This window comes from Kitasatospora sp. NPDC058218 (assembly GCF_042882445.1).
Classification (GTDB): Bacteria; Actinomycetota; Actinomycetes; order Streptomycetales; family Streptomycetaceae; genus Kitasatospora.
The window spans coordinates 1-18,230 of the sequence record NZ_JBHVWC010000003.1 but is presented as its reverse complement, the minus strand read 5'-3'; the positions used below and the strand labels follow the sequence as shown (position 1 = coordinate 18,230).

20 protein-coding genes are annotated in these 18,230 nt (G+C 75.5%); 11 read left to right on the top strand and 9 right to left on the bottom strand.

All coding sequences use genetic code 11. The features are described from left to right. The first annotated feature begins 169 nt into the window (after positions 1 to 169). Positions 170 to 364, top strand: a complete 195-nt coding sequence (locus ACFVYI_RS02275; protein ID WP_387880587.1) for a hypothetical protein — start codon at positions 170 to 172, stop codon at positions 362 to 364. 71 nt (positions 365 to 435) lie between these two features. Here ACFVYI_RS02275 and ACFVYI_RS02270 read toward each other — a convergent pair whose 3' ends face one another. Together ACFVYI_RS02270 and ACFVYI_RS02265 are read right to left on the bottom strand one after the other, a co-directional pair. Further along, positions 436 to 3,087, bottom strand: coding sequence for a lysylphosphatidylglycerol synthase domain-containing protein (locus ACFVYI_RS02270; protein ID WP_387880584.1), 2,652 nt, complete (start codon positions 3,085 to 3,087; stop codon positions 436 to 438). A gap of 72 nt (positions 3,088 to 3,159) precedes the next feature. Further along, positions 3,160 to 3,921 carry an SDR family oxidoreductase gene (locus tag ACFVYI_RS02265; RefSeq protein WP_387880581.1) on the bottom strand — a complete coding sequence of 254 codons (762 nt, stop codon included), beginning with the start codon at positions 3,919 to 3,921 and terminating at the stop codon, positions 3,160 to 3,162. A 174-nt stretch (positions 3,922 to 4,095) separates the two neighbouring features. On the opposite strand from ACFVYI_RS02265, the gene ACFVYI_RS02260 reads away from it, so the two are divergent. The 5 genes from ACFVYI_RS02260 (at position 4,096) to ACFVYI_RS02240 (ending at position 8,322) form a co-directional block, all read left to right on the top strand. After that, entirely contained in the window at positions 4,096 to 4,938 is an 843-nt protein-coding gene (locus ACFVYI_RS02260) for a helix-turn-helix transcriptional regulator (protein ID WP_387880578.1), read from the top strand. Between the two features lie 100 nt (positions 4,939 to 5,038). After that, positions 5,039 to 5,305: a UBP-type zinc finger domain-containing protein gene (locus tag ACFVYI_RS02255; RefSeq protein WP_387880576.1), complete on the top strand. Its 267-nt coding sequence runs from the start codon at positions 5,039 to 5,041 to the stop codon at positions 5,303 to 5,305. A 200-nt stretch (positions 5,306 to 5,505) separates the two neighbouring features. Continuing rightward, complete coding sequence (locus ACFVYI_RS02250) at positions 5,506 to 5,775, top strand: hypothetical protein (RefSeq protein ID WP_387880573.1); 270 nt, start codon at positions 5,506 to 5,508, stop codon at positions 5,773 to 5,775. Positions 5,776 to 6,009: 234 nt separating this feature from the next. After that, the gene (locus ACFVYI_RS02245; RefSeq protein ID WP_387880570.1) at positions 6,010 to 7,251 is read left to right on the top strand and encodes a serine hydrolase domain-containing protein; all 1,242 of its coding nucleotides are present in this window, start codon (positions 6,010 to 6,012) and stop codon (positions 7,249 to 7,251) included. 108 nt (positions 7,252 to 7,359) lie between these two features. Next, entirely contained in the window at positions 7,360 to 8,322 is a 963-nt protein-coding gene (locus ACFVYI_RS02240; protein WP_387880568.1) for a sigma-70 family RNA polymerase sigma factor, read from the top strand. On the opposite strand, the gene ACFVYI_RS02235 is transcribed toward ACFVYI_RS02240, so the two are convergent. Further along, a complete protein-coding gene (locus ACFVYI_RS02235; RefSeq protein ID WP_387880567.1) occupies positions 8,233 to 8,586 on the bottom strand; it encodes an STAS domain-containing protein in 354 nt (117 codons plus the stop codon). The genes ACFVYI_RS02240 and ACFVYI_RS02235 overlap by 90 nt on opposite strands. A gap of 233 nt (positions 8,587 to 8,819) precedes the next feature. Here ACFVYI_RS02235 and ACFVYI_RS02230 point away from each other — a divergent pair, with 233 nt between their 5' ends. Together ACFVYI_RS02230 and ACFVYI_RS02225 are read left to right on the top strand one after the other, a co-directional pair. Then, entirely contained in the window at positions 8,820 to 9,257 is a 438-nt protein-coding gene (locus ACFVYI_RS02230) for an SRPBCC domain-containing protein (RefSeq protein ID WP_387880564.1), read from the top strand. A gap of 131 nt (positions 9,258 to 9,388) precedes the next feature. Beyond that, positions 9,389 to 9,880, top strand: a complete 492-nt coding sequence (locus ACFVYI_RS02225) for an NUDIX domain-containing protein (RefSeq protein WP_387880562.1) — start codon at positions 9,389 to 9,391, stop codon at positions 9,878 to 9,880. 41 nt (positions 9,881 to 9,921) lie between these two features. Here the strand turns inward: ACFVYI_RS02225 and ACFVYI_RS02220 are convergent, their stop codons facing one another. The 3 genes from ACFVYI_RS02220 to ACFVYI_RS02210 all read right to left on the bottom strand — a co-directional run bounded on the left by ACFVYI_RS02220 (position 9,922) and on the right by ACFVYI_RS02210 (position 12,009). Next, positions 9,922 to 10,671: a Clp protease N-terminal domain-containing protein gene (locus ACFVYI_RS02220; protein WP_387880560.1), complete on the bottom strand. Its 750-nt coding sequence runs from the start codon at positions 10,669 to 10,671 to the stop codon at positions 9,922 to 9,924. A 90-nt stretch (positions 10,672 to 10,761) separates the two neighbouring features. After that, positions 10,762 to 11,469 (bottom strand): class I SAM-dependent DNA methyltransferase, encoded by a 708-nt coding sequence (locus ACFVYI_RS02215; RefSeq protein WP_387880558.1) that lies wholly within the window; start codon positions 11,467 to 11,469, stop codon positions 10,762 to 10,764. Positions 11,470 to 11,562: 93 nt separating this feature from the next. Beyond that, positions 11,563 to 12,009: a GNAT family N-acetyltransferase gene (locus tag ACFVYI_RS02210; RefSeq protein WP_387880556.1), complete on the bottom strand. Its 447-nt coding sequence runs from the start codon at positions 12,007 to 12,009 to the stop codon at positions 11,563 to 11,565. Positions 12,010 to 12,053: 44 nt separating this feature from the next. Between ACFVYI_RS02210 and ACFVYI_RS02205 the strand changes: the two genes are divergently transcribed. Next, positions 12,054 to 12,626, top strand: coding sequence for a GNAT family N-acetyltransferase (locus tag ACFVYI_RS02205; RefSeq protein ID WP_387880554.1), 573 nt, complete (start codon positions 12,054 to 12,056; stop codon positions 12,624 to 12,626). Between the two features lie 52 nt (positions 12,627 to 12,678). On the opposite strand, the gene ACFVYI_RS02200 is transcribed toward ACFVYI_RS02205, so the two are convergent. From ACFVYI_RS02200 to ACFVYI_RS02190, 3 genes are all read right to left on the bottom strand, one after another. Further along, entirely contained in the window at positions 12,679 to 13,446 is a 768-nt protein-coding gene (locus ACFVYI_RS02200; RefSeq protein ID WP_387880552.1) for a tyrosine-protein phosphatase, read from the bottom strand. 163 nt (positions 13,447 to 13,609) lie between these two features. Further along, positions 13,610 to 14,329 carry a VC0807 family protein gene (locus ACFVYI_RS02195; RefSeq protein ID WP_387880550.1) on the bottom strand — a complete coding sequence of 240 codons (720 nt, stop codon included), beginning with the start codon at positions 14,327 to 14,329 and terminating at the stop codon, positions 13,610 to 13,612. Positions 14,330 to 14,491: 162 nt separating this feature from the next. Continuing rightward, entirely contained in the window at positions 14,492 to 15,223 is a 732-nt protein-coding gene (locus ACFVYI_RS02190; protein ID WP_387880549.1) for a hypothetical protein, read from the bottom strand. Positions 15,224 to 15,773: 550 nt separating this feature from the next. Between ACFVYI_RS02190 and ACFVYI_RS02185 the strand changes: the two genes are divergently transcribed. Beyond that, complete coding sequence (locus ACFVYI_RS02185; RefSeq protein WP_387880546.1) at positions 15,774 to 16,679, top strand: RNA polymerase sigma factor; 906 nt, start codon at positions 15,774 to 15,776, stop codon at positions 16,677 to 16,679. Beyond that, complete coding sequence (locus tag ACFVYI_RS02180) at positions 16,676 to 17,731, top strand: hypothetical protein (RefSeq protein WP_387880544.1); 1,056 nt, start codon at positions 16,676 to 16,678, stop codon at positions 17,729 to 17,731. The genes ACFVYI_RS02185 and ACFVYI_RS02180 overlap by 4 nt, the downstream gene beginning before the upstream one ends. Positions 17,732 to 18,230 lie beyond the last annotated feature (499 nt).

Below are 18,230 nucleotides of genomic sequence, written 5' to 3'. Positions count from 1 at the left end.
TTTGCGCGCGGACGGCCGGGCAGGCGGGAGGTGGTCCGCGGTCGGCGGGCCGGGACCGGACAACACGCCGAAGGCCCGGTGGCGCATCGCGTCCGAGCGGCCGCCGACGGATACTTCCAGTACCCCCAACGGGCCCCGTGGGAGCCTCCGAGCAGCGAGGACGGACGCCATGCCGCAGAATCACGAGGACTACCCGGCCGAGGTCGCCGAGGCGGTGGAACCGGACGTCGAGGCCGACGAGGGCGACGAGTACGACGAGCTGGCGGAGCGGCGGGCGCTCGGCGCCGACCCGGCGACCGAGGTCGCGGACGTCGCCGAGCAGAGCCGGGTCGTCGAGCTCGACGAGGACGAGTACCGGGAGTAGCCGAGCGCGAGCACCGGGAGTGGCCGAGCGCGAGCGCCGGGAGCGGGGGTGCGCGGACCGGCCTCAGGCGGTCACAGCGCTCTGCGCCGTTGCAGCCAGGCGAAGGCCGCCCAGCCCGGCAGCACCGGCAGCACCAGGGTCAGCAGGCGGAAGAGCGCGACGCCCGCCAGCGCGCCGCCCTCCTCCATCGACGCGGTGTGCTCCAGCAGCGTCACCAGTGCGCTGTCCACGGCGCCGGCCCCGCCCGGGGTCGGCGCCGCGTTGCCGACCGCGTTGCCGATCAGGAAGACCACCGCCACCGAGGCGAAGGCCGGTTCCCGGCCGACCGCCCGGACGCAGCAGTACAGGCAGGCGACCAGGCAGAGCGAGACCAGCAGCTGGCCGGTCACGCCGACGGCCAGCCGCCCGGGGCTGCGCAGCAGTTCCAGCAGCCGGGGCAGCACCTCGGAGGTCAGCGGCCGCAGCCGGGCGGCCAGCCAGCGGCGGGCCGGTGGCACGGCGGAGACCCCGGCCAGCAGCACCCCCGCCCCGGCCAGGCCGCTCACCACGGCCGGCAGCGCGTCCAGCTCGGAGCCGCCGGGCTCCAGGTCCAGCAGGTAGACGAAGGCACCGAGCTGCAACAGGTGCAGGACGAGCCCGAAGAGCTGGCCCACGCCGACGCTGGACAGCGCCTGGGCGGTCGGGATGCCGGCCCGTTGGAGGAAGCGGGTGTTCAGGGCCACTCCGCCGACGCCGCCGGGCGAGACCAGCTTCACGAAGGAGCCGGCCAGCTGGGCGAGCACGGCGTTGCGGAAGTCGAGCCGCTCGGGGACGAAGCCGACGAAGCCCATCGCGGCGGTGAAGTGGCTGGCGACCGCGGCCAGCACGGCGAGCGCCAGCCAGAGCGGGTCGGCGTCGGCCACGGCGGCGATCGGGTTCTGCTCGGACGCGAACAGCTGGGGCAGCAGCAGCCACCCGGCGACCACGCCGCCGGCCACCGCCAGCAGGGTCCGGGGGCGCAGGCGCTCCACCTTCACCGCTCGGACGGGCGCCTGCGGCCGGGTCCGCAGGACTTCGGCGCGGATGGCGTCCAGCAGCTCGCCGGGCGGTGGCGAAGCGGCGGGGACGGCAGGGGCGGTTCCAGGGACGGCGGCGGGGGCGTCGGCCGGGCCCGCGCCGCTCCCGGCCCCGGCCGGCCGGGGCACTCCGGTGCCCGCGCCGCTCCCGGTGGCCGGGGCGAGGGCTGCGCAGCGTGCCCGGGCGGCCTGCTTCAGGGCGGTCCGGGTGGTGCGGGCGAGGGCGATCGGCTGCAGCAGCGGGAGGGCCGCGCCGACGACGTCCGGGCCGAGCACCGCCACCGCGGTGCGCACCGACCGCTCGGCGCCGACGCGCAGGGCGAGGGTGGTGAGCAGCTGGGCGATGTCGCAGCGCAGCACCAGCTCGCTCGCCGCGATGTCGCCGTCCGCGAGGTCCACCAGGTGCACCGCGCCGGCCCGGTCGACCAGGAGCGAGGAGGGGACGAGGGCCCGGTGCGAGATCTCCCGCCGCTGGAGCAGGGCGAGCTGGGACCAGGTGTCGGTGAGCAGCCGGTCGGTCAGCTCGTCGTCGGCGAGCTGGTCCAGGGTGCGGCCGGGCAGGTACTCGTACGCGACCAGGGCGCTGTCGCGGCCCAGTCCGGCGGTGGCGGCGATCCGGCGGGTGCGGACGCCGGCGGCGACGGCCGCGTAGGAGACCAGGGCCTCGTGTTCCAGCCCGGTGCGCAGCGAGCGCAGTGCCCGGGGGTGCGGGGCGGTGCGCAGCCGCAGCCGGCGCCAGGCGCGCTGGACCAGGGCGGCGGTGACGGCCTGCCGGTCGAGCAGCTGGACGTCGAGGTCGGGGCGGCCGGCCTCCTGGCGGACCAGGTAGCGGTCGGGGCCGGCGGGGTGGGCGGCGGTGGGGCGCAGGCCCGCCTCGCGCAGGCTCTGCAGGAGCTGGGCGGGCCGGGGCCGCGGGTCGGGGGTGCCGACGGCGTAGAGGGTGCCGTGGGCGGCGGTCCAGCCGATCAGCAGGCCGAGCAGCAGGGCGGTCGGGGTGGCGTAGCCGGCGGCCAGCCCGGCGAGGGCGGAGACGGCAAGGACGATCCGGGGGACCCGGTGCTCGCGGGCGGCGGAGGCGGTCATGAAGGCGAGCACGGGGGCGAGGTAGCCGTAGACCGGTTCGGTGTGGGCGAGGGTGTGGCCGGGCAGCGGCTGGGTGATGGCGGCGACCAGTGAGGCGGGGGCGAGCTCGTCGACCCCGAGGTCCACGGCGAGGGAGGCGCCGTAGGCGAGGACGGCGGCCAGCAGGCCGTCGGAGAGGTGCTGGAGGATGCGCCGCCGCTCGGGCACGGCCGAGAGCAGCCGGCGGACCGCCGACCAGACCGGGACCAGCAGCAGGGCGGCGGTGGAGAGGCCGCCCGCGATCGCGGCGAGCGGGCGCGGCACCAGCCGGGCGGCCTGGGCGACGTCGGCGGCGATGCCGCTGGTGGTGGCGCGGGCGTAGTCGGCGAGCAGCAGGGTCAGCGTGATCGCGGCGAGGCCGACGAGCAGCCGGATCAGTGCCACCGGCTGGCGGATCCGGCCGGTGGGGGCCGGCCCGGGGGTGCCGGGCCGGGCCGCCGGTATGTCCGGCGGGAGGCCGGAACCGGCCGGCCCGGGTACGCCGGCCGGCCCGGGCGGGCCGTCCGTCCGGGCACCGCCGGTGTCGCTGTTCGTACTCCCCGCCACGATCGCCACGGTTGGCATGCTCCCATGGCGGCCCACCGGCCGGTGGGGGAACCCGGGTGGGGCCGACCGGGCTCAGGCCTGCCGGGTCGGCAGGACGACCAGGTGGCGGAGGTTGACGTGGCGGGGGCGGGTGACGGTGTAGGCGATCAGGTCGGCGATGTCCTCGGCGGTCATCGCCGGGATCGCGTCGAACATCCCGCCCAGCTGCTCGCGCAGCACCGGGTTGTCGATGTGCCCGCCGAGCTCGGTGTCGGTCAGCCCGGGCTCGATGGCGCTGACCCGGACGTCGCGCGGGCCCAGTTCGGTGCGCAGCGCGCCGGAGAGCTGGGTGACCGCGGCCTTGGTGGCCCCGTACACGGCGTAGTCGGGGAACACGATGTGCGAGGCGATCGAGGAGACGTTCACGAGGTCGGCGGTGCGGCCCTCGTCGGCGGCCGCGACGAGGTCGGCGGTGAAGGCGCGGATGATCCGCAGCACGCCGGTGAGGTTGGTGTCGATCATGCGGGTCCACTCGTCGAGCCGGCCGTCGGCGACGGGGTTGGGCAGCATCACGCCCGCGTTGTTGACGACCAGGTCGACCGGGCCGTACGCGTCGTGGACGGTCTTGACGGCGGCGTCCACCGAGGCCTGGTCGGTCAGGTCGGTGGTGACGGCGAGCGCCCGGCCGCCGGCCGCGGTGATCTCGGCGGCCAGCGCGTCCAGCCGCTCCGTCCGGCGGGCCAGCAGGGCGACCCGGGCACCACCGGCGGCGAGCAGGCGGGCGGTGGCCTCGCCCATGCCGCTGGCGGCTCCGGTGACGACGGCGGTGCGGGTGGCGAGGGCGGCGTAGCTCATGAGGTCCTACCTTCGTGCGTGGTCCTTGCGGTCGTGCTGACGGGAACCACTCTGCGCGGGCCCGGGCGGGCCATCCAGGGCCGCCGATGTCCTGGGAAGGCCCTTCCTGGGAGTGCCGTTCCTGGGAACGCCCGTACCACCCTCGCGTCGCGGACCCGGGGCTACGCTGCGGGCATGGAGAACACCGTCGGGGACTTCCTCCGCTCGCGCCGGGCCCGGATCCGGCCCGAGGAGGTGGGCCTGCCCTCGCACGGCCGCCGTCGGGTGCAGGGCCTGCGCCGCGAGGAGGTCGCGCAGCTCGCCGGGGTCAGCGTGGACTACTACATCCGGCTGGAGCAGGGCCGGGGCGCCAGCGCCTCCGACGCGGTGCTGGCCGCGGTGGCCCGGGTGCTGCGGCTGGACGAGGTGGAGGCCGCGCACCTGCACGCGCTGGCCCGCCCGCCGCGCCCGGCCGCCGCGGTGCGCGGCGGGCAGCAGGTCCGGGAGGGCACCCGGCTGCTGCTGGACCTGATGGCCGGGGTGCCGGCCTTCGTCCTCGGCCGCCGGATGGACGTGCTCGCCTGGAACGCCCTCGGCGACGCGGTGCAGGGCTTCTCCGCCCTCGCGCCGGAGCAGCGCAACGCCGCCCGGCTCGCCTTCCTCGATCCGGCGGCCCGCGAGTTCTATCCGCAGTGGGACGCGGTCGCGGCCGAGACGGTGGCCTATCTGCGCCTGGACGCCGGCCGGTACCCGGAGGACGCCAGGCTGGCCGCGCTGGTGGGTGAACTGTCGGTGCGCAGCGAGGAGTTCCGCCGGCTCTGGGCGGACCACCAGGTGAAGCAGAAGACCCACGGTGTCAAGCTGATCCGCCATCCGCTGGTCGGCGTGCTCGACTTCGGTTACGAGACCCTGGCCGTCAACGGCTCCGCCGACCAGCTGCTCGTCACCTACACCGCCCCGCCGGGCTCGCCGACCGCGCAGAAGCTCGCGATGCTGGCGAGCTGGACGGCTCCGGGGGCGCCGGTCGCCGCGGAGTGAGTCCGGGCGGACCGGTACGGACTGCCCGGGGGCGTCGAGCCGGGGCGCCCCGGGCGTGTCTTGGGCGTCCGGTCGGGGCGGCCGTCACTACTCTGCGTGCATGAGCGCCTGCGAAGACCTCAACGCGGCACCCCAGGACATCACGCCCCTGCCGCCCACCGACGGCTGCGCCGACTGCCTGGCCGCGGGCCGCCGGGACTGGGTGCACCTGCGGGTCTGCCTGGACTGCGGTCACATCGGCTGCTGCGACTTCTCGCCGCAGAAGCACGCCACCGCGCACTTCCACAACAGCTCCCACCCGGTGATCCGCTCGTACGAGCCGGGGGAGGACTGGCGCTGGTGCTTCGTCCACGAGGTAATCGGCTGAGCCCCCGGCTCCAGCCCCAGCCCCGGCTCCGGCCCGGGGTCCCGGCTCCCGCTGAGCCCCCGGCCCTCGCCCGGGCCGCCCGTCCGGCCCGACGTCTTCGGCTGCGGTCAGGTGTAACCCGGCTGAATTCCGGACATAACGCCCGTGCGGCCTCCCGGTCGACGCCCCCGTGGCCGGTGACCGCCGAAGGGAGGTCGACGATGACCAAGCGAACACCGAGCAGCACCGACAAGCTCCGCCGGGGCACCCAGGACCTGCTGGAGCGCCGGGGCATGGCGACGAGCCCCGGGCCGCTCCCCCCGAAGCTCGGTGCCGGTGCGCCACGGGCCGCCGCCGGGTCCGGCTCCGGCGGTGCCTTCCGGCACGGCGGGCAGGACGCCGCGACGGCGGCCATGCACTCCGCCCCCGCGATGCACGCCGAACTCAAGGGCCACCGCCACCGTGGTGCGGAGAAGCACTCCGCGCACTGAGGGGTGCACCGGGAGGAACGCCGAGAGGCGTGTTGAGCCGGTCGCCTTCGTCAGGGGCGGGCGCCGATCGCGGCGCCCGCCCCTGACGCGTGCTCAGAAATACCCCGGGGGTGTCTCGGGGTCGACTCCGGGGCGGCTGGGGGGCCGTCCCGGATGGTCGGTGTGCCCGGCTCCCACAAGACTCGTTCCCGGACAGAGCGTCACCCCGGACGAGCCACCGTGGAGAGCAAGCCGATGAAGACCCCTGTACGCAACCGCCGTTGGAGCACCCTCGCCGTCTCCGGCGCACTGCTGGCCGCCGGGATCGCGGGCATCGCGACCCCGGCGTTGGCGGACGACCGACCGGCGGGCGGCGCGAGCTCGGCCGCCGTCGCCGTCCGGCTGGCCGGCCAGCCGGACCGCGCGGCGCTGGCGGCCGCGCTCGCCGACCTGCCGAGCGAGGGCATCACCGGCGCGCTGGTCCGGGTCGGCGGCCGGGGCGGCCAGTGGTCCGGGACGGCGGGGGCCGGGGTGCCGGCGGATGCCCGGTTCCGGATCGGCAGCATCTCCAAGGTGTTCACCGCCACCGTCGTCCTCCAGCTCGCCGCCGAGCGGCGGATCGACCTGGACGGCACCGTCCAGCAGTACCTGCCGGGGCTGCTGCCGGCGTCCTACCCGCCGGTCACCGTCGGTCAGTTGCTCGACCACACCAGCGGTCTGCCGATGGGTGGCGGTCTGACCTCCGGGGACGGCACGGAGAGCTGGTTCGTCGCGCACAAGGCCGACTCCTGGACGCCCGCACAGGTGGTGGCGGACGCCGTCACGCAGCCGATGGGCTTCGCGCCGGGCACCGCGCAGCAGTACAACGGCGTCAACACCCTCGTCGCCGGGATGCTGGTCGAGAAGGTCACCGGCCGGTCCTTCGCCCGGGAGGTGCAGACCAGGATCGCCCGCCCGCTCGGCCTGCGCGACACCGTCGTCCCGGACCGCGACGACCTCGCCCTGCCGGGCCCGCACGCGCCGTCCTCGTTGGACGTCACCGGCCCGGACGGCGTCCGGCAGCGGGTGGACGTGACCGAGCAGAGCCCCTGGCCGTGGGCGGAGGGCGGCATGATCTCCTCCGCCGCCGACCTGGACCGCTTCATGACGGCGCTGCTGCGCGGCCGGCTGCTCCCGCCCGCCCAGCAGGCCGAGCTGTTCGACGTGCCGGACGTGCCCAACCACCGCAACAAGAACTGCGAGATCGGCCCGACCGCCGGCCACGCCTGCTTCAGCAAGGGCCTGATGAGCGCGACCCTGCCCAACGGCACCCAGGTCTGGGGCAAGACCGGCTCCCGGCCGGGCTACACCAGCGGTGTCTTCGCCACCAAGGACCTGAGTCGCAAGGTGGTCTACTCGCTCAACCCGACCGGCATCTCCGGCGCGGAGTTCCCGAAGGTGTGGCAGATCGTGACCGCCTCCTTCGACTCGGGCCAGGAGTACCCCAAGGCCGGCTGACCGGGCCGCCCGGCCGCTCCGGTCGGCCCGGTTGTCGGTGCCCTGCGGTACCTTCCTCGTGATCATTGGCGGGGCGAGGACACGGGGGCGCGCACGATGGCCGACCTGATGACGGACGAGCCGGTCGAGCTCCAGCTGGAGCGGTACCGGACGGAGCTGACCGGCTACTGCTACCGGATGCTCGGCTCGGTCTTCGAGGCCGAGGACGCGGTGCAGGAGACGATGGTCCGCGCCTGGCGCGGCCACCAGGGGTTCGAGGGCCGGGCCGCGCTGCGCTCCTGGCTGTACCGGATCGCCACCAACGTCTGCCTGGACGCGCTGAACGGCCGCAACGGCCGGGCCCGACCGATGGACCTGGCCGGGCCGTCCACCGTGGCCACGGCCACCGAGGCCCAGCTGCCCGAGGTGACGTGGATCGGGCCGGCGCCGGACGGCCGGATCCTGCCCGAGACGGGGGACCCGGCCGACGTGGCGGCCCAGCGCGAGTCCGTGCGGCTGGCGTTCGTCGCGGTGCTGCAGCGGCTCGCGCCCCGGCAGCGGGCGGTGCTGATCCTGCGGGAGGTGCTGGGCTGGAAGGCGGCCGAGGTCGCCGAGCTGCTCGGGGTCACCGTCGCCTCCGTCAACAGCGCGCTCCAGCGGGCCCGGTCGGTGCTCGCGGCGGACGCCTCGGCCACCCGCGCGGCGCCCGCGCTGGACGACGACCACCGTGCGCTGCTGGCCCGCTACGTCAGCGCCTTCGAGGCGTACGACATGGACGGGCTGGCGGCGCTGCTGCACGAGGACGTCACGCTCAACATGCCGCCGTACGAGCTGTGGCTGACCGGGCACGCCGACATCCGCGAGTGGATGCTCGGCCCGGGCCACGGCTGCCGGGGCTCGCGGCTCGTCCCGGTGGAGGCCAACGGCAGCCCGGCCTTCGGGCAGTACCGGCCGAGCCCGGCGGGCGGGCACGAGCCGTGGGCGCTGATCGTGCTGGAGGTGTCAGCGGGCCGGATCACCGGCCTCACCAACTTCCTGGACACCGACACCCTCTTCCCGCTCTTCGGCCTCCCGCCCCGGCTGGACGCCTAGCGCCCCCTCGACGGGCAGGACGCCGGCCAGGCCGCTGAACGCGAGCAGCTCCCGCAGGGGGCTGCTCGCGTTCGTCAGGACGACCCGCACGCCGTGGCGCCCGGCGGCGAGCCGGAGCCGGGCGAGGGCGTCGACGACGGCCAGGTCGGGGGCGGTGAGGGCGCCGACGTCGCAGGTCAGTGCCGGGCCGGTGAGGGGTTCCCGGCGGGCGTTCGGGCGCGTGGTCGGGTTCGCGTGCGGGTGGGTGTTCGGGTGGGTGTTCATGCAGGGCAGACCGCTCCGGCGGCCCCGGCTCATCGGCCCGCGCCGAAGTTGCCGAAGATCACCGCACCGAAGCCCGCGCCGGAGCGGTCGAAGAAGCCCTCGCCGGAGCCCTTGAAGAGGTTCTCGAAGAAGTTCTCGAAAAACCTTCCGCCGGAGCGATGAGTTTCGCGGCCGGCCCCGGTCTACCCCTGTGAAAGCAACACACCGCACCGCGAGAACGCAGAGGACACACCATGACCGAGAACCTCAACGAGCTGACCATCACCCGCGAGCTGCCCGCCGCCCCGGCGGTCGTCTTCCGGGCGTACACCGAGCCCGAGCAGTTCGTCCGTTTCTGGGGCCCGGTCGGCACCCACGTCCCGCTGGACACCGTGACCATCGAGCCGAAGGTGGGCGGGCGCTACGACAGCACCATGGTCATCGAGGCGACCGGGGACCGTTACCCGGTGACGGGTGAGATCACCGACATCCGGCCGGGCGAGCTGCTGGCCTTCAAGGAGGACAGCGTCGGGCTGCGCTCGACCCTGACCCTGACGGACCTGGGTGACGGCCGGACCAGGGCCGTCCTGCACCAGACCGAGGTGCCGGCCATGTACTGCGGCCCGGAGGCCGAGGCGGGCCTCAACTCCAGCTTCGACCGGCTGGTCGAGCACCTCCTGGGCCAGGCCTGACCGCTCGCTCCGGACCGGCCTCGCTCCGGACGGGTCTCGCTCCGGACGGGTCTCGTCCCGTCGGGCGAGGCCCGGTGCCGGGGCGGGTGGCAGAGTGGGCGCAGAGATCCCCGTGCCCGAGGAGGCCCGCTGTGTCGGCTGAGCCGTTGAAGTCCCGCGAAGAGTGGCTGGCGTCGCTGCCGCGGATCTACGCGGCCGCGGGCTGCGTACTGCGGGACGAGTCCGGCCGGATCCTGATCGTGAAGGCCGGGTACCGGGAGCACTGGCAGTTCCCGGGCGGCACCATCGACCTCGGTGAGGGTCCGGTCGAGTGTGCCGAGCGGGAGCTGACCGAGGAGACCGGGATCGTCCGCCCGGCCGGCGAGCTGCTCGCCGTCTCCTGGACCCACCCCTCGGGCGATCTCGACCACCCGGCCGAGCACTTCCTGTTCGACTTCGGCACCGTCCCGGACGGCACCCCCGTGACCCTCCCGGCCGGCGAACTGGACGACCACCGCTGGGTGACCGACCAGGAGGCGCTCGAACTCCTCGGCCCGGCACGTTCGTTGCGACTGCGGGCGGCGATGGAGGCGGCCGCCGACGGGCGGGTGCGGATCATCTCCACGCACGTGTCAGGTTTCTGAGCGGTCGTGGGCCCCGGCGGACCGGGGCCCACGAGAGCGGGTCACTCCGGCGAGGCGGCACTCGCCGCGATGAAGGCCGCCACGGCCTCCGCGGTGAAGGTCTCGACCTCGGGCTTGTCCACGCCGAGGTCGGCGAGCGGGCCCGTGCCGTTCGCCTGTTCCAGCAGCGCCAGCAGGATGTGCTCGGTGCCGACGTAGTTGTGGCCGAGCTTGAGCGCCTCCCGGAAGGTCAGCTCCAGCACCTTCTTGCCCTCGGTGTCGTACGGGATGAGCCCGGGCACCTCCTCGACGGCGGCGGGCAGCGCGGCGGCCGAGGCCTCCCGGACGGCCTCGGGGGTGATGCCCTGGGCGGCCAGCGCCTTGACGGCCAGGCCCTCCGGCTCGACGAGCAGGCCGAGCAGGAGGTGCACGGTGCCGATCTCGGCGTTGCCGGCCGTGCGGGCCTCCTCCTGGGAGGCCATCACGACGTGCCGGGCCCGGGGGGTGAAGCGGCTGAAGCCCTGGCTCGGGTCGAGGTCGCTGGGCGCCCCCGGGTCCTTGGGGACGAAGCGCTTCTGGGCGGCCTGCTTGCTGACGCCCATGCTGCGGCCGATGTCGGTCCAGGACGCGCCGGAGCGGCGGGCCTGGTCGACGAAGTGGCCGATCAGGTGGTCGGCCAGCTCACCGAGGGCGTCGGCGGCGATGACCGCGTCGGAGAGCTGGTCGAGCGCGTCGGAGTGGACCTTCTTGATCGCGTCGATCAGGTCGTCGAGGCGCAGGGGAGTGGTCTTGGGAACAACGGGATTCTCCATGCGTCAACCGTAGGTTGTCGACCCCACCATCGTCAACCATCGGTTGACGATGGTGGGAGTTGTGCCCAGGAGCCCCGCGGAGGCCTGCGCTCAGGCGGTCTTCTCCCAGACGTACGCGGCCGAGACCGGGTGGCTGCGGTACTTCTCCCACTTGGGCTTCAGCGCGATCCAGGCGTCGTCCACGACCGCCTCGGCCATCTCGACCAGCCGCCAGCCGGCCGCCAGCCCGGCGCTCAGGTGGTCGGAGACCAGGTGGACGTGGGTGGTGATGGCGATGTCGTCCCCGGCGGTGCTGGTGAAGTGGGTCGGCATGCCGGCCGCCATGATGAAGTACGGGTGCAGGCCGACCAGGACGCAGCGACCGCCCGGGCGGGCCAGCCGGAACGCCTCCCGGTAGAGCGGGCCGAGGTCGGCCAGGTGCTCGTCGATCAGGGAGGAGATCACCAGGTCGTAGCCGCCGCCCGGCAGCCCGGTGGCGGCGACGTCGGCCTCGGTGAGGCTGTCGTGGACGGCCTTGCCCTCGGCGACCGCCAGCATCTCGGGGGTGAGGTCCACCCCGTCCAGGACCAGGCCGTCGGCGGCCTTCCCGCGCAGCCAGGCGCCCGTGCGGCCGGTGCCGCAGCCGAGGTCGGCCGCGCGCGTCACCTCCGCCCAGGCGGGGGTCGCGAGCCGGTCCAGCACGGCGAGGTCCATGGCGTCCTCGACCGTTCTCTCGTACGTCTCCACCCACTGGGCGTAGCCCGTACGGACGTCCACGGTCGGGTAGTTGCGCGTGTCGAAGTCGGAGAATCGCACCATGGCCCGAGTATCTCCGCCGGGGCCGAACGGTCGCGAACGATTTACGGGCGCCCGGCCGGTCGCCCGCCCCGGGTCGCCCGCCCCGGCCCGCCCTCAGAGGGACAGCTTGAACCCGTCGTGGCTGCGCGCGAAACCGAGTGAGGCGTAGAACCGGTGCGCCTCGGTGCGCCGCTTGTTGCTGGTGAGCTGGACCAGGGTGCAACCGCGCTCGCGGGCCCGCCCGACGGCCCGGGTGAGCAGCTCGCGCCCGAGACCGCCGCCCCGGCGGTCCGCGCGCACCCGGACGGCCTCGATCAGTGCGCGCTCCTCGCCGTGCCGGCCGAGGCCGGGGATGTAGGTGAGCTGGAGGCAGCCGAGCACGGTGCCGTCGCCTTCGTCGAGCACCAGCAACTCGTTGCGGGCGTCCGCGTCCACGGCGGCGAAGGCGCGGGCGTAGGCTTCGTCGACCTGGACGGTGGCGGGGTCGGTCACCCCGTCCTCGTCCGTGAGCAGCGCGATGACGGCGGGCAGGTCCTGGCGGGTCGCGGTACGGAAGATCACGCCCGGAGTCTGCCAGACCCGGCGGAGGCGACCCTGGGAGGGGCATGCGCATAGTCACGCTGCCGGAGACCGCGGTGCCGGGGGAACTCAAGCTCCAGGTCGCCGAGTTGCAGGACCAGGCCTGGCCCGGCCCGCCGGCGCCGTCCACCGCGCCGGTGCACGATCCGGCGCTGCGCCCGGTGTCGATGCTGTTGCTGGACGGCGCCCGGGTGGTCGCGGCGCTCGATCTGCTCTCCAAGCGGCTGGAGCACGCCGGGCGGACGTACGCGGCGTGCGGGCTGAGCGCCGTGGTCACCGACCGGGTGCAGCGCGGCCGCGGGTACGGGCGGCGGCTGGTGGCGGCGGCCCGCGCCGTCGTCGCGGAGAGCGGCGCGGACCTCGGGCTCTTCACCTGCGACCGGGTGCTCCAGCACTTCTACGAGGGCGCCGGCTGGGAGCGGCTGCCGGGCGCGGTGCTGGTCGGCGGGACGCCCCGACTGCCGTTCCCCAGCGACCAGGAGGGCTTTGACAAGGTGACCATGGCCGGCTTCTTCACGGAGCGCGCCCGCCGGCATCGCGCGGACTTCCCGGACAGCCGGATCGCCCTGCACCCGGGCGAGATCGACCGGCTCTGGTAGCCGGTCTGCTCGTGGCCGGTTCGTTCGTGGCCGGTCCGGACCCGACGGTCCGTCAGTGCCGGGCGGGCCGTCCGTCGGTCGGCCGGGAGTCCAGCAGGCGGGCGCGGACGGCGGCGATGTCCGCCGGGTCGACGCCGGCGCCGAGCAGGTAGCCGGCCGGGTCGAAGCCGTCCAGGGTGGCGTGGAGGGCGGCCTCGGCGGTGGTGCCGGCCTCGGTGAGCACCGCGTCGATCCTGCGGTACTGGTCCGGCAGGCCGAGCATGCCGTACAGCGGGCGGACGTTGGCCGAGCTGAGCAGGTAGTCGGCGACGATCTCGGACGGCTCGACGCCGGCGAGGGCGAGCAGCAGCAGGGCGGCCAGGCCGGTGCGGTCACGGCCGGCGCCGCAGTGCACGACCAGCCCGCCCGGCCCGGCGCCCGCCACGGTGGCGATCAGTTCGGCGGCGGCGCGCGGGCAGTGGTCGAGGTAGGGGCGCAGTGCGAGCGGGGTGCCGTCCAGCCGTCCGTACGTCTCCCACCAGGCGGGGCCGGCGAGTTCGTCCAGCGGGACGCGGACCAGCTCGACGTCGTCGGGGAGCGGGAGGAGCGGCCGGTACTCCTCGATGTTGCGCAGGTCGACGACGGTGCGTATGCCGTGGTCGAGGAGGGTGTCCCAGCCCTCGGCGGTGAGGCGGTCGAGGTTGTCGGCGCGGACGATCGCGCCGTGGGCGGTGCGGGTGCCGTCGCCGGTGCGCAGGCCGCCGAGGTCGCGGACGTTGAGGCAGCCGTCCCAGACGAGCGTGCGGTCCTCGGTGGTGGTCAGCTCGTGCGTCCGGCTCATCAGGATCCCCGTTCCTCGCCGGGGGCCCGTTACCCCCTCGTTATATGAGGACTCCGGGGCCGACCCGATGGTTCCTGGACTGTGCGACCGGCCGTCAGCAGGGAGCCGGGCGGCGCGGGTTCGGGCGGTGGTGCGGGTGCTGCCGGTGGTGCGAGGGGCGTCCTCAGCGGCCGGTGGGCTCGGCGGCCTCGGTGCGGACCAGCTTCTCCATCGGGTCGGCGGCGCGGTGGCCGAGCACCGACCCGGCGACGATCGCGCCGATCAGGAACACGGTGGACAGCCAGGCCATGGTCGACACCGGCAGGGTGAAGGCGCCGACCACCCGGGCCGCGCACTCGGTCAGCAGGGCGGTGCCCCAGATGCCGGAGAACAGTCGCTCGTAGCGGCGGAAGGAGCGCGAGCGGGCCGCCCGGCCGTCGGCCAGCCGCTGCCAGGCGGCGGAGCGGGCCTGGTCGCCCTTGGTCAGGAAGGGCATCAGCATCGGGGACATCATCGGCCGGCCGAGCAGGGTGGAGACCAGGATCGCCAGCGCGAGGGTGCCGCTGAGGGCGCCGTCCTTGGCGAGCATCAGCCGCGCGTCGCCGGTCACGGTGGTGAGCGCCAGGCCGACCGCGTTCACCCCGAGCATCATCGAGGCCCACAGGTTGAGCTTGCGCTCGCGGACCAGCCCGACGACCGTCCGGCCGGCGGGGATGACGCCGCTCCAGGCGAGGGCGGCGAACTCGCTCATCCCGAACGCGGAGCGCAGCAGGTAGTAGCCGGCCAGCGGGGCGGCGACGTCCAGGGCGAGCGGGCGGAGCGTGGCGGCCAGCGGGTTCGGGGCCTTGGCGGTGGTGGCGGTGACGGCGGTGGAAGCGGCAGGGGTGCTGAGGGTCTGGCTCATGGTGGGTTCCTCCCCGGGCTGGTGCTCGACCTGCGGGCCGGGTGCCCGCGTCGTGCCTCCAGTCTCCCGAGCCGACCCTCCGTCAGAGCAGTGTCGTCCGTTGCGGGATCCGCATGACAGTTGTCACGGCGCGCACCATGACAGCGCCGCTGACCTGCGCGTTCATTCGGCGAGCGGGTCGACGGTCCAGAGCTCGCGGCCGAGGGTGTCCAGGCAGCGCACCACGTGGAAGCGCTCGTCCCCGGCGGAGAGGAACCCGTGGGCGACGCCCTGCAGGACGGTCCGCGCGAGTGCGTCCGCCCTGGTCCAGGCGCCGGTCAGGACGAGCTCCTTGTCGACCAGTTCGGCGCGCTGGATCCGGGCCACCGAGGCGGCCAGCAGGACGGTGTTGACCTGCTCCAGGTCGGCGGGGTCCAGGTAGGTCTCGCCGGTGCCGCCGCGGTCCCGTTCGACCCGGCGCAGCAGCTCGGGCAGGCCGTAGTGGCGGACGGCGGCGATCGAGTCGTCCAGGGCGACCCGCCAGCGCGGACCGGGCAGCACCTCCCACCAGACGTCCTCGCCGACGGGCAGCACCTCGCCGATCCGGGCCCGCCAGGTCTCGATGCCGTAGACGGTGCGGGGGTCGGGGCGCGGGCCGGGGAGGGCGGCGACGGCCCAGTCCGCCCTGCGGACCACGCTGAGGTCGAAGGTGTAGCGCACCGGGCCGTCGGCGGGACCGGTCACCGCGCCGCTCGGGTCGCTCGGGCCGCCCTGCTCGACCAGGCCGAGCAGGGCCCAGTGGGTCTCGTCGGGGAGGCTGAACGTCCGGCGCCACCCGAGCAGGCCCAGGGCGCGCAGCGCGGGCGCGAGGTGGTCGCGCAGGCCCTTCGCGTAGAGCTCGTGGGCGGTCGTCATCGCGTTTCTCATCCCTCGTGGGGCGGTCGTGCCCGGGGGCGGGTGGCACCCGGCGGGTCGTGGTGGCCGGTCGGCCGGCCGCGGCGGCTGTCGGTCCTGCGACGGCGGCCCGGGCGCGCGCCCGGGTGGACGCGGGCGGTGCCGGGCGGGCGGGTGTACGGGCCCGGGCCGGCACGGACCCGGGCCGGGCCACGGGGCGGGCGGTCCCGGCGGGGTCGGTCCGGGAGTCCCACGCCCACCTCCCACGGTCGCAGGCGGGCCCCGACCGGGCTGCGGGCGAAGGGCAGCGCCCCGGGGGCCCTTGGGCCCGGCACCCTGCGCCTTTGGTCGACACCGGCCCTACCGGCCCCCTACCGACCCCCTACCGAGCCGACGGGCCCCCGACCGAGCCGCGGGCGGCACCCCGGGCGCGAGCGGCCTCCGCCGGGGCGTACCGGAGGGCAGGGGGCGCGGGCGGTGGCCCGCGAGCGGGGAGCGCGGGGGTGCGGGAGCGCGTCGCGGAGGGCCGGGCGGGTCGGCCGGACGGCGCGCATGGCGCATGATGTGGCGGGTGCAGAGTGCAGAGCGCCCCGGAGCGGGCACCGACAACCCCGTCGGCCGGTCCGGACCGGCACCGATGTCCGGCGGCCCCCCGCCCGGCCCGCCGTCCACCCCGCCCGCGAGACCGCCCGCGGACCCGCCCGCCGGGCCGGGCGCCGCCGCCGACCTGTCGGAGGCCGTGCGGGCGGCGCAGGACGGGGACGAGGAGGCGTTCCGGCTGCTGTTCCGGAGCGTCCAGCCGGGCCTGCTCCGCTACCTCCGGGTGCTGGTCGGGGGCCGGCCCGAGGACGCCCAGGACGCCGAGGACATCGCCTCCGAGGCCTGGCTGCAGATCGCCCGCGACCTGCGGACCTTCTCCGGCGACGGGGACGGGTTCCGCGGTTGGGCCGCCACCATCGCCCGCAACCGCGCGCTGGACCACCTGCGCGCCCGCCGCCGCCGCCCGGTCGCGGACCTGCCGTTCGAGTACCTGGCCGAGCTGGCCGCGGGGGAGGACACCGCCGGTGCGGCGCTGGCCGCCGTCGGCACGGCGGACGCGCTGGCCCTGATCTCCCGGCTGCCGCGCGACCAGGCCGAGGCGGTGCTGCTGCGGGTCGTGATGGAACTGGACGCGGAGAGCGCCGCGCGGGTGCTCGGCAAGAAGTCCGGCAGCGTGCGGATGGCCGCGCACCGGGGGCTGAAGCGGCTGGCCAAGCTGCTGGAGCAGTCCCTCGCGGCGGGTGTGGGGATTCCGGCGCAGCGGCCGGCGACGGGGCCGTCCGGGCAGCCGGCCCAGCCGCCGGCAGGGCGTGCCGGACCGGCCGGGGCGGGGAGTGCCGGGAGAGGCGTCGGGCGGAGCGCGGAGGACGGCACGAAAAGAATTCCCCCCCAGGGTGTGACAGAACGCAGGGCCGCGACGCTGAAGGACATGAGATGAGCACCAACCGATCCCGTCGGATCGACCGTGACACGGCCGAGCAGTTGCTCGGCGGTGCCGTGGGCGGACCGTCGGCCGGCCAGGACGCCTCGCTCACCGGACCGGATGCCAGTACCGGGTGTACGGGGGTCGCCCACGTGTTGGCCGCCGCCGCCGCCCCAGCGGTGGCGGACGAACTGGCCGGTGAGGAGGCCGCCCTGGCCGCGTTCCGGGAGGCCCGTCTCGCGCCCGTCCCTGCTGTTCCCGCTCCATCCGCACCCGTCCGGAGACGATCGATGGCAACCGCCGCGCTGGCCAGGGCCTTCAGTACGAAGGCTGTTGCCGTCGTGCTCGGAGCCACTGCGCTCGGCGGTGTGGCGGTCGCGGCCGGGACGGGCAACCTGCCGTCCGGGCTCGGCGGCGGTTCCGAGGAGCCGAGGCGTTCGCTGCTGGCGCCCGCCACGGCCTCCTCCGCCCCGGGCGCCTCGTCCGCCGCCCCGGGCGCCTCGTCCGCCGCCCCGGGCGGCGGTCCGTCCACGCGCCGGCCCTCCACCGGGCCGTCGACCGCCGGGCCGTCCGCCGGGCCGTCCGCCGGGGCGTCCACCGCCGGTCCGTCCACCGGTGCGGCGAAGCCACCGTCGCCGGGCGACTCGCCCCCGGCCTCCACGGAGACCAGGGGCCAGCAGGCCAGGGCCGCGCTGGTGGCGCTCTGCCAGGGCTACACCGACCGGAAGGGCAAGGGCGAGCGCCCGCGCCTGCTGGTCACGGACCCGCAGTTCGGCGCGCTGGTCACGGCGGCCGGCGGGCCGGAGAAGGTGGAGGAGTACTGCGGGGAGGTCCTGCGGCGCAAGGACGACGACCGCCAGGGCGCCACGTCCCCGCCCCGCCCCGGCAGCACCGACGGCGGGAAGAAGGACGACGGAAGGAAGGACGACGGCAAGAACGACGACGGGAAGAACGGCTCAGGCGGGAGCGGGACGGGCCCGCTGCCGACCGCGGTGCCGACGCTCCCCGGTGTCCTGCCGAAACCCGACCGCTCCGGGCAGTCCGCCGACGCCTCCCCCAGGAGGTAACCCCAGAACTCCGGATGAGCGGCGAGCGAAACCCCCCGGGCTCGTCGCTCATCCGGACCGCTCCACCCGCTTCACCTGCTCCATCCGCTCCACCGCAGGACCGCTCCACCCTCACCACCCGCAGACCCCGGGTGGCCGGTCGGCTCCCCCGTGCCAACCGTCCACCCGGCCGGCCCCGGCCGGACCGGACGGCGCACCCCGGACGCGCCGCCGGCCCGGCCAGGGCCGCACCCCACGGCTCGCCCGCCCCGCAGTCGGGCGGGCCGTGGGGAGCACTCCTGCACACCGCACTCCGCGTGACCAGACCTGGACCCGACCGTGACCGTCACCTTGTACGACCACGAGCCGGCGGCCGGGGAACCGCCCGGCCGCGTAGACAGAGCGCACCCGGCCGCCGACCCCCCCCCGGACGAACACCGCGCGCGCGGGCGCCGGGGCCGGGGGGGGCGGCGCCGGGGCCCGGCCCGGGCGCGCCGCCGCGCAGCCGCCGGTCCACCGA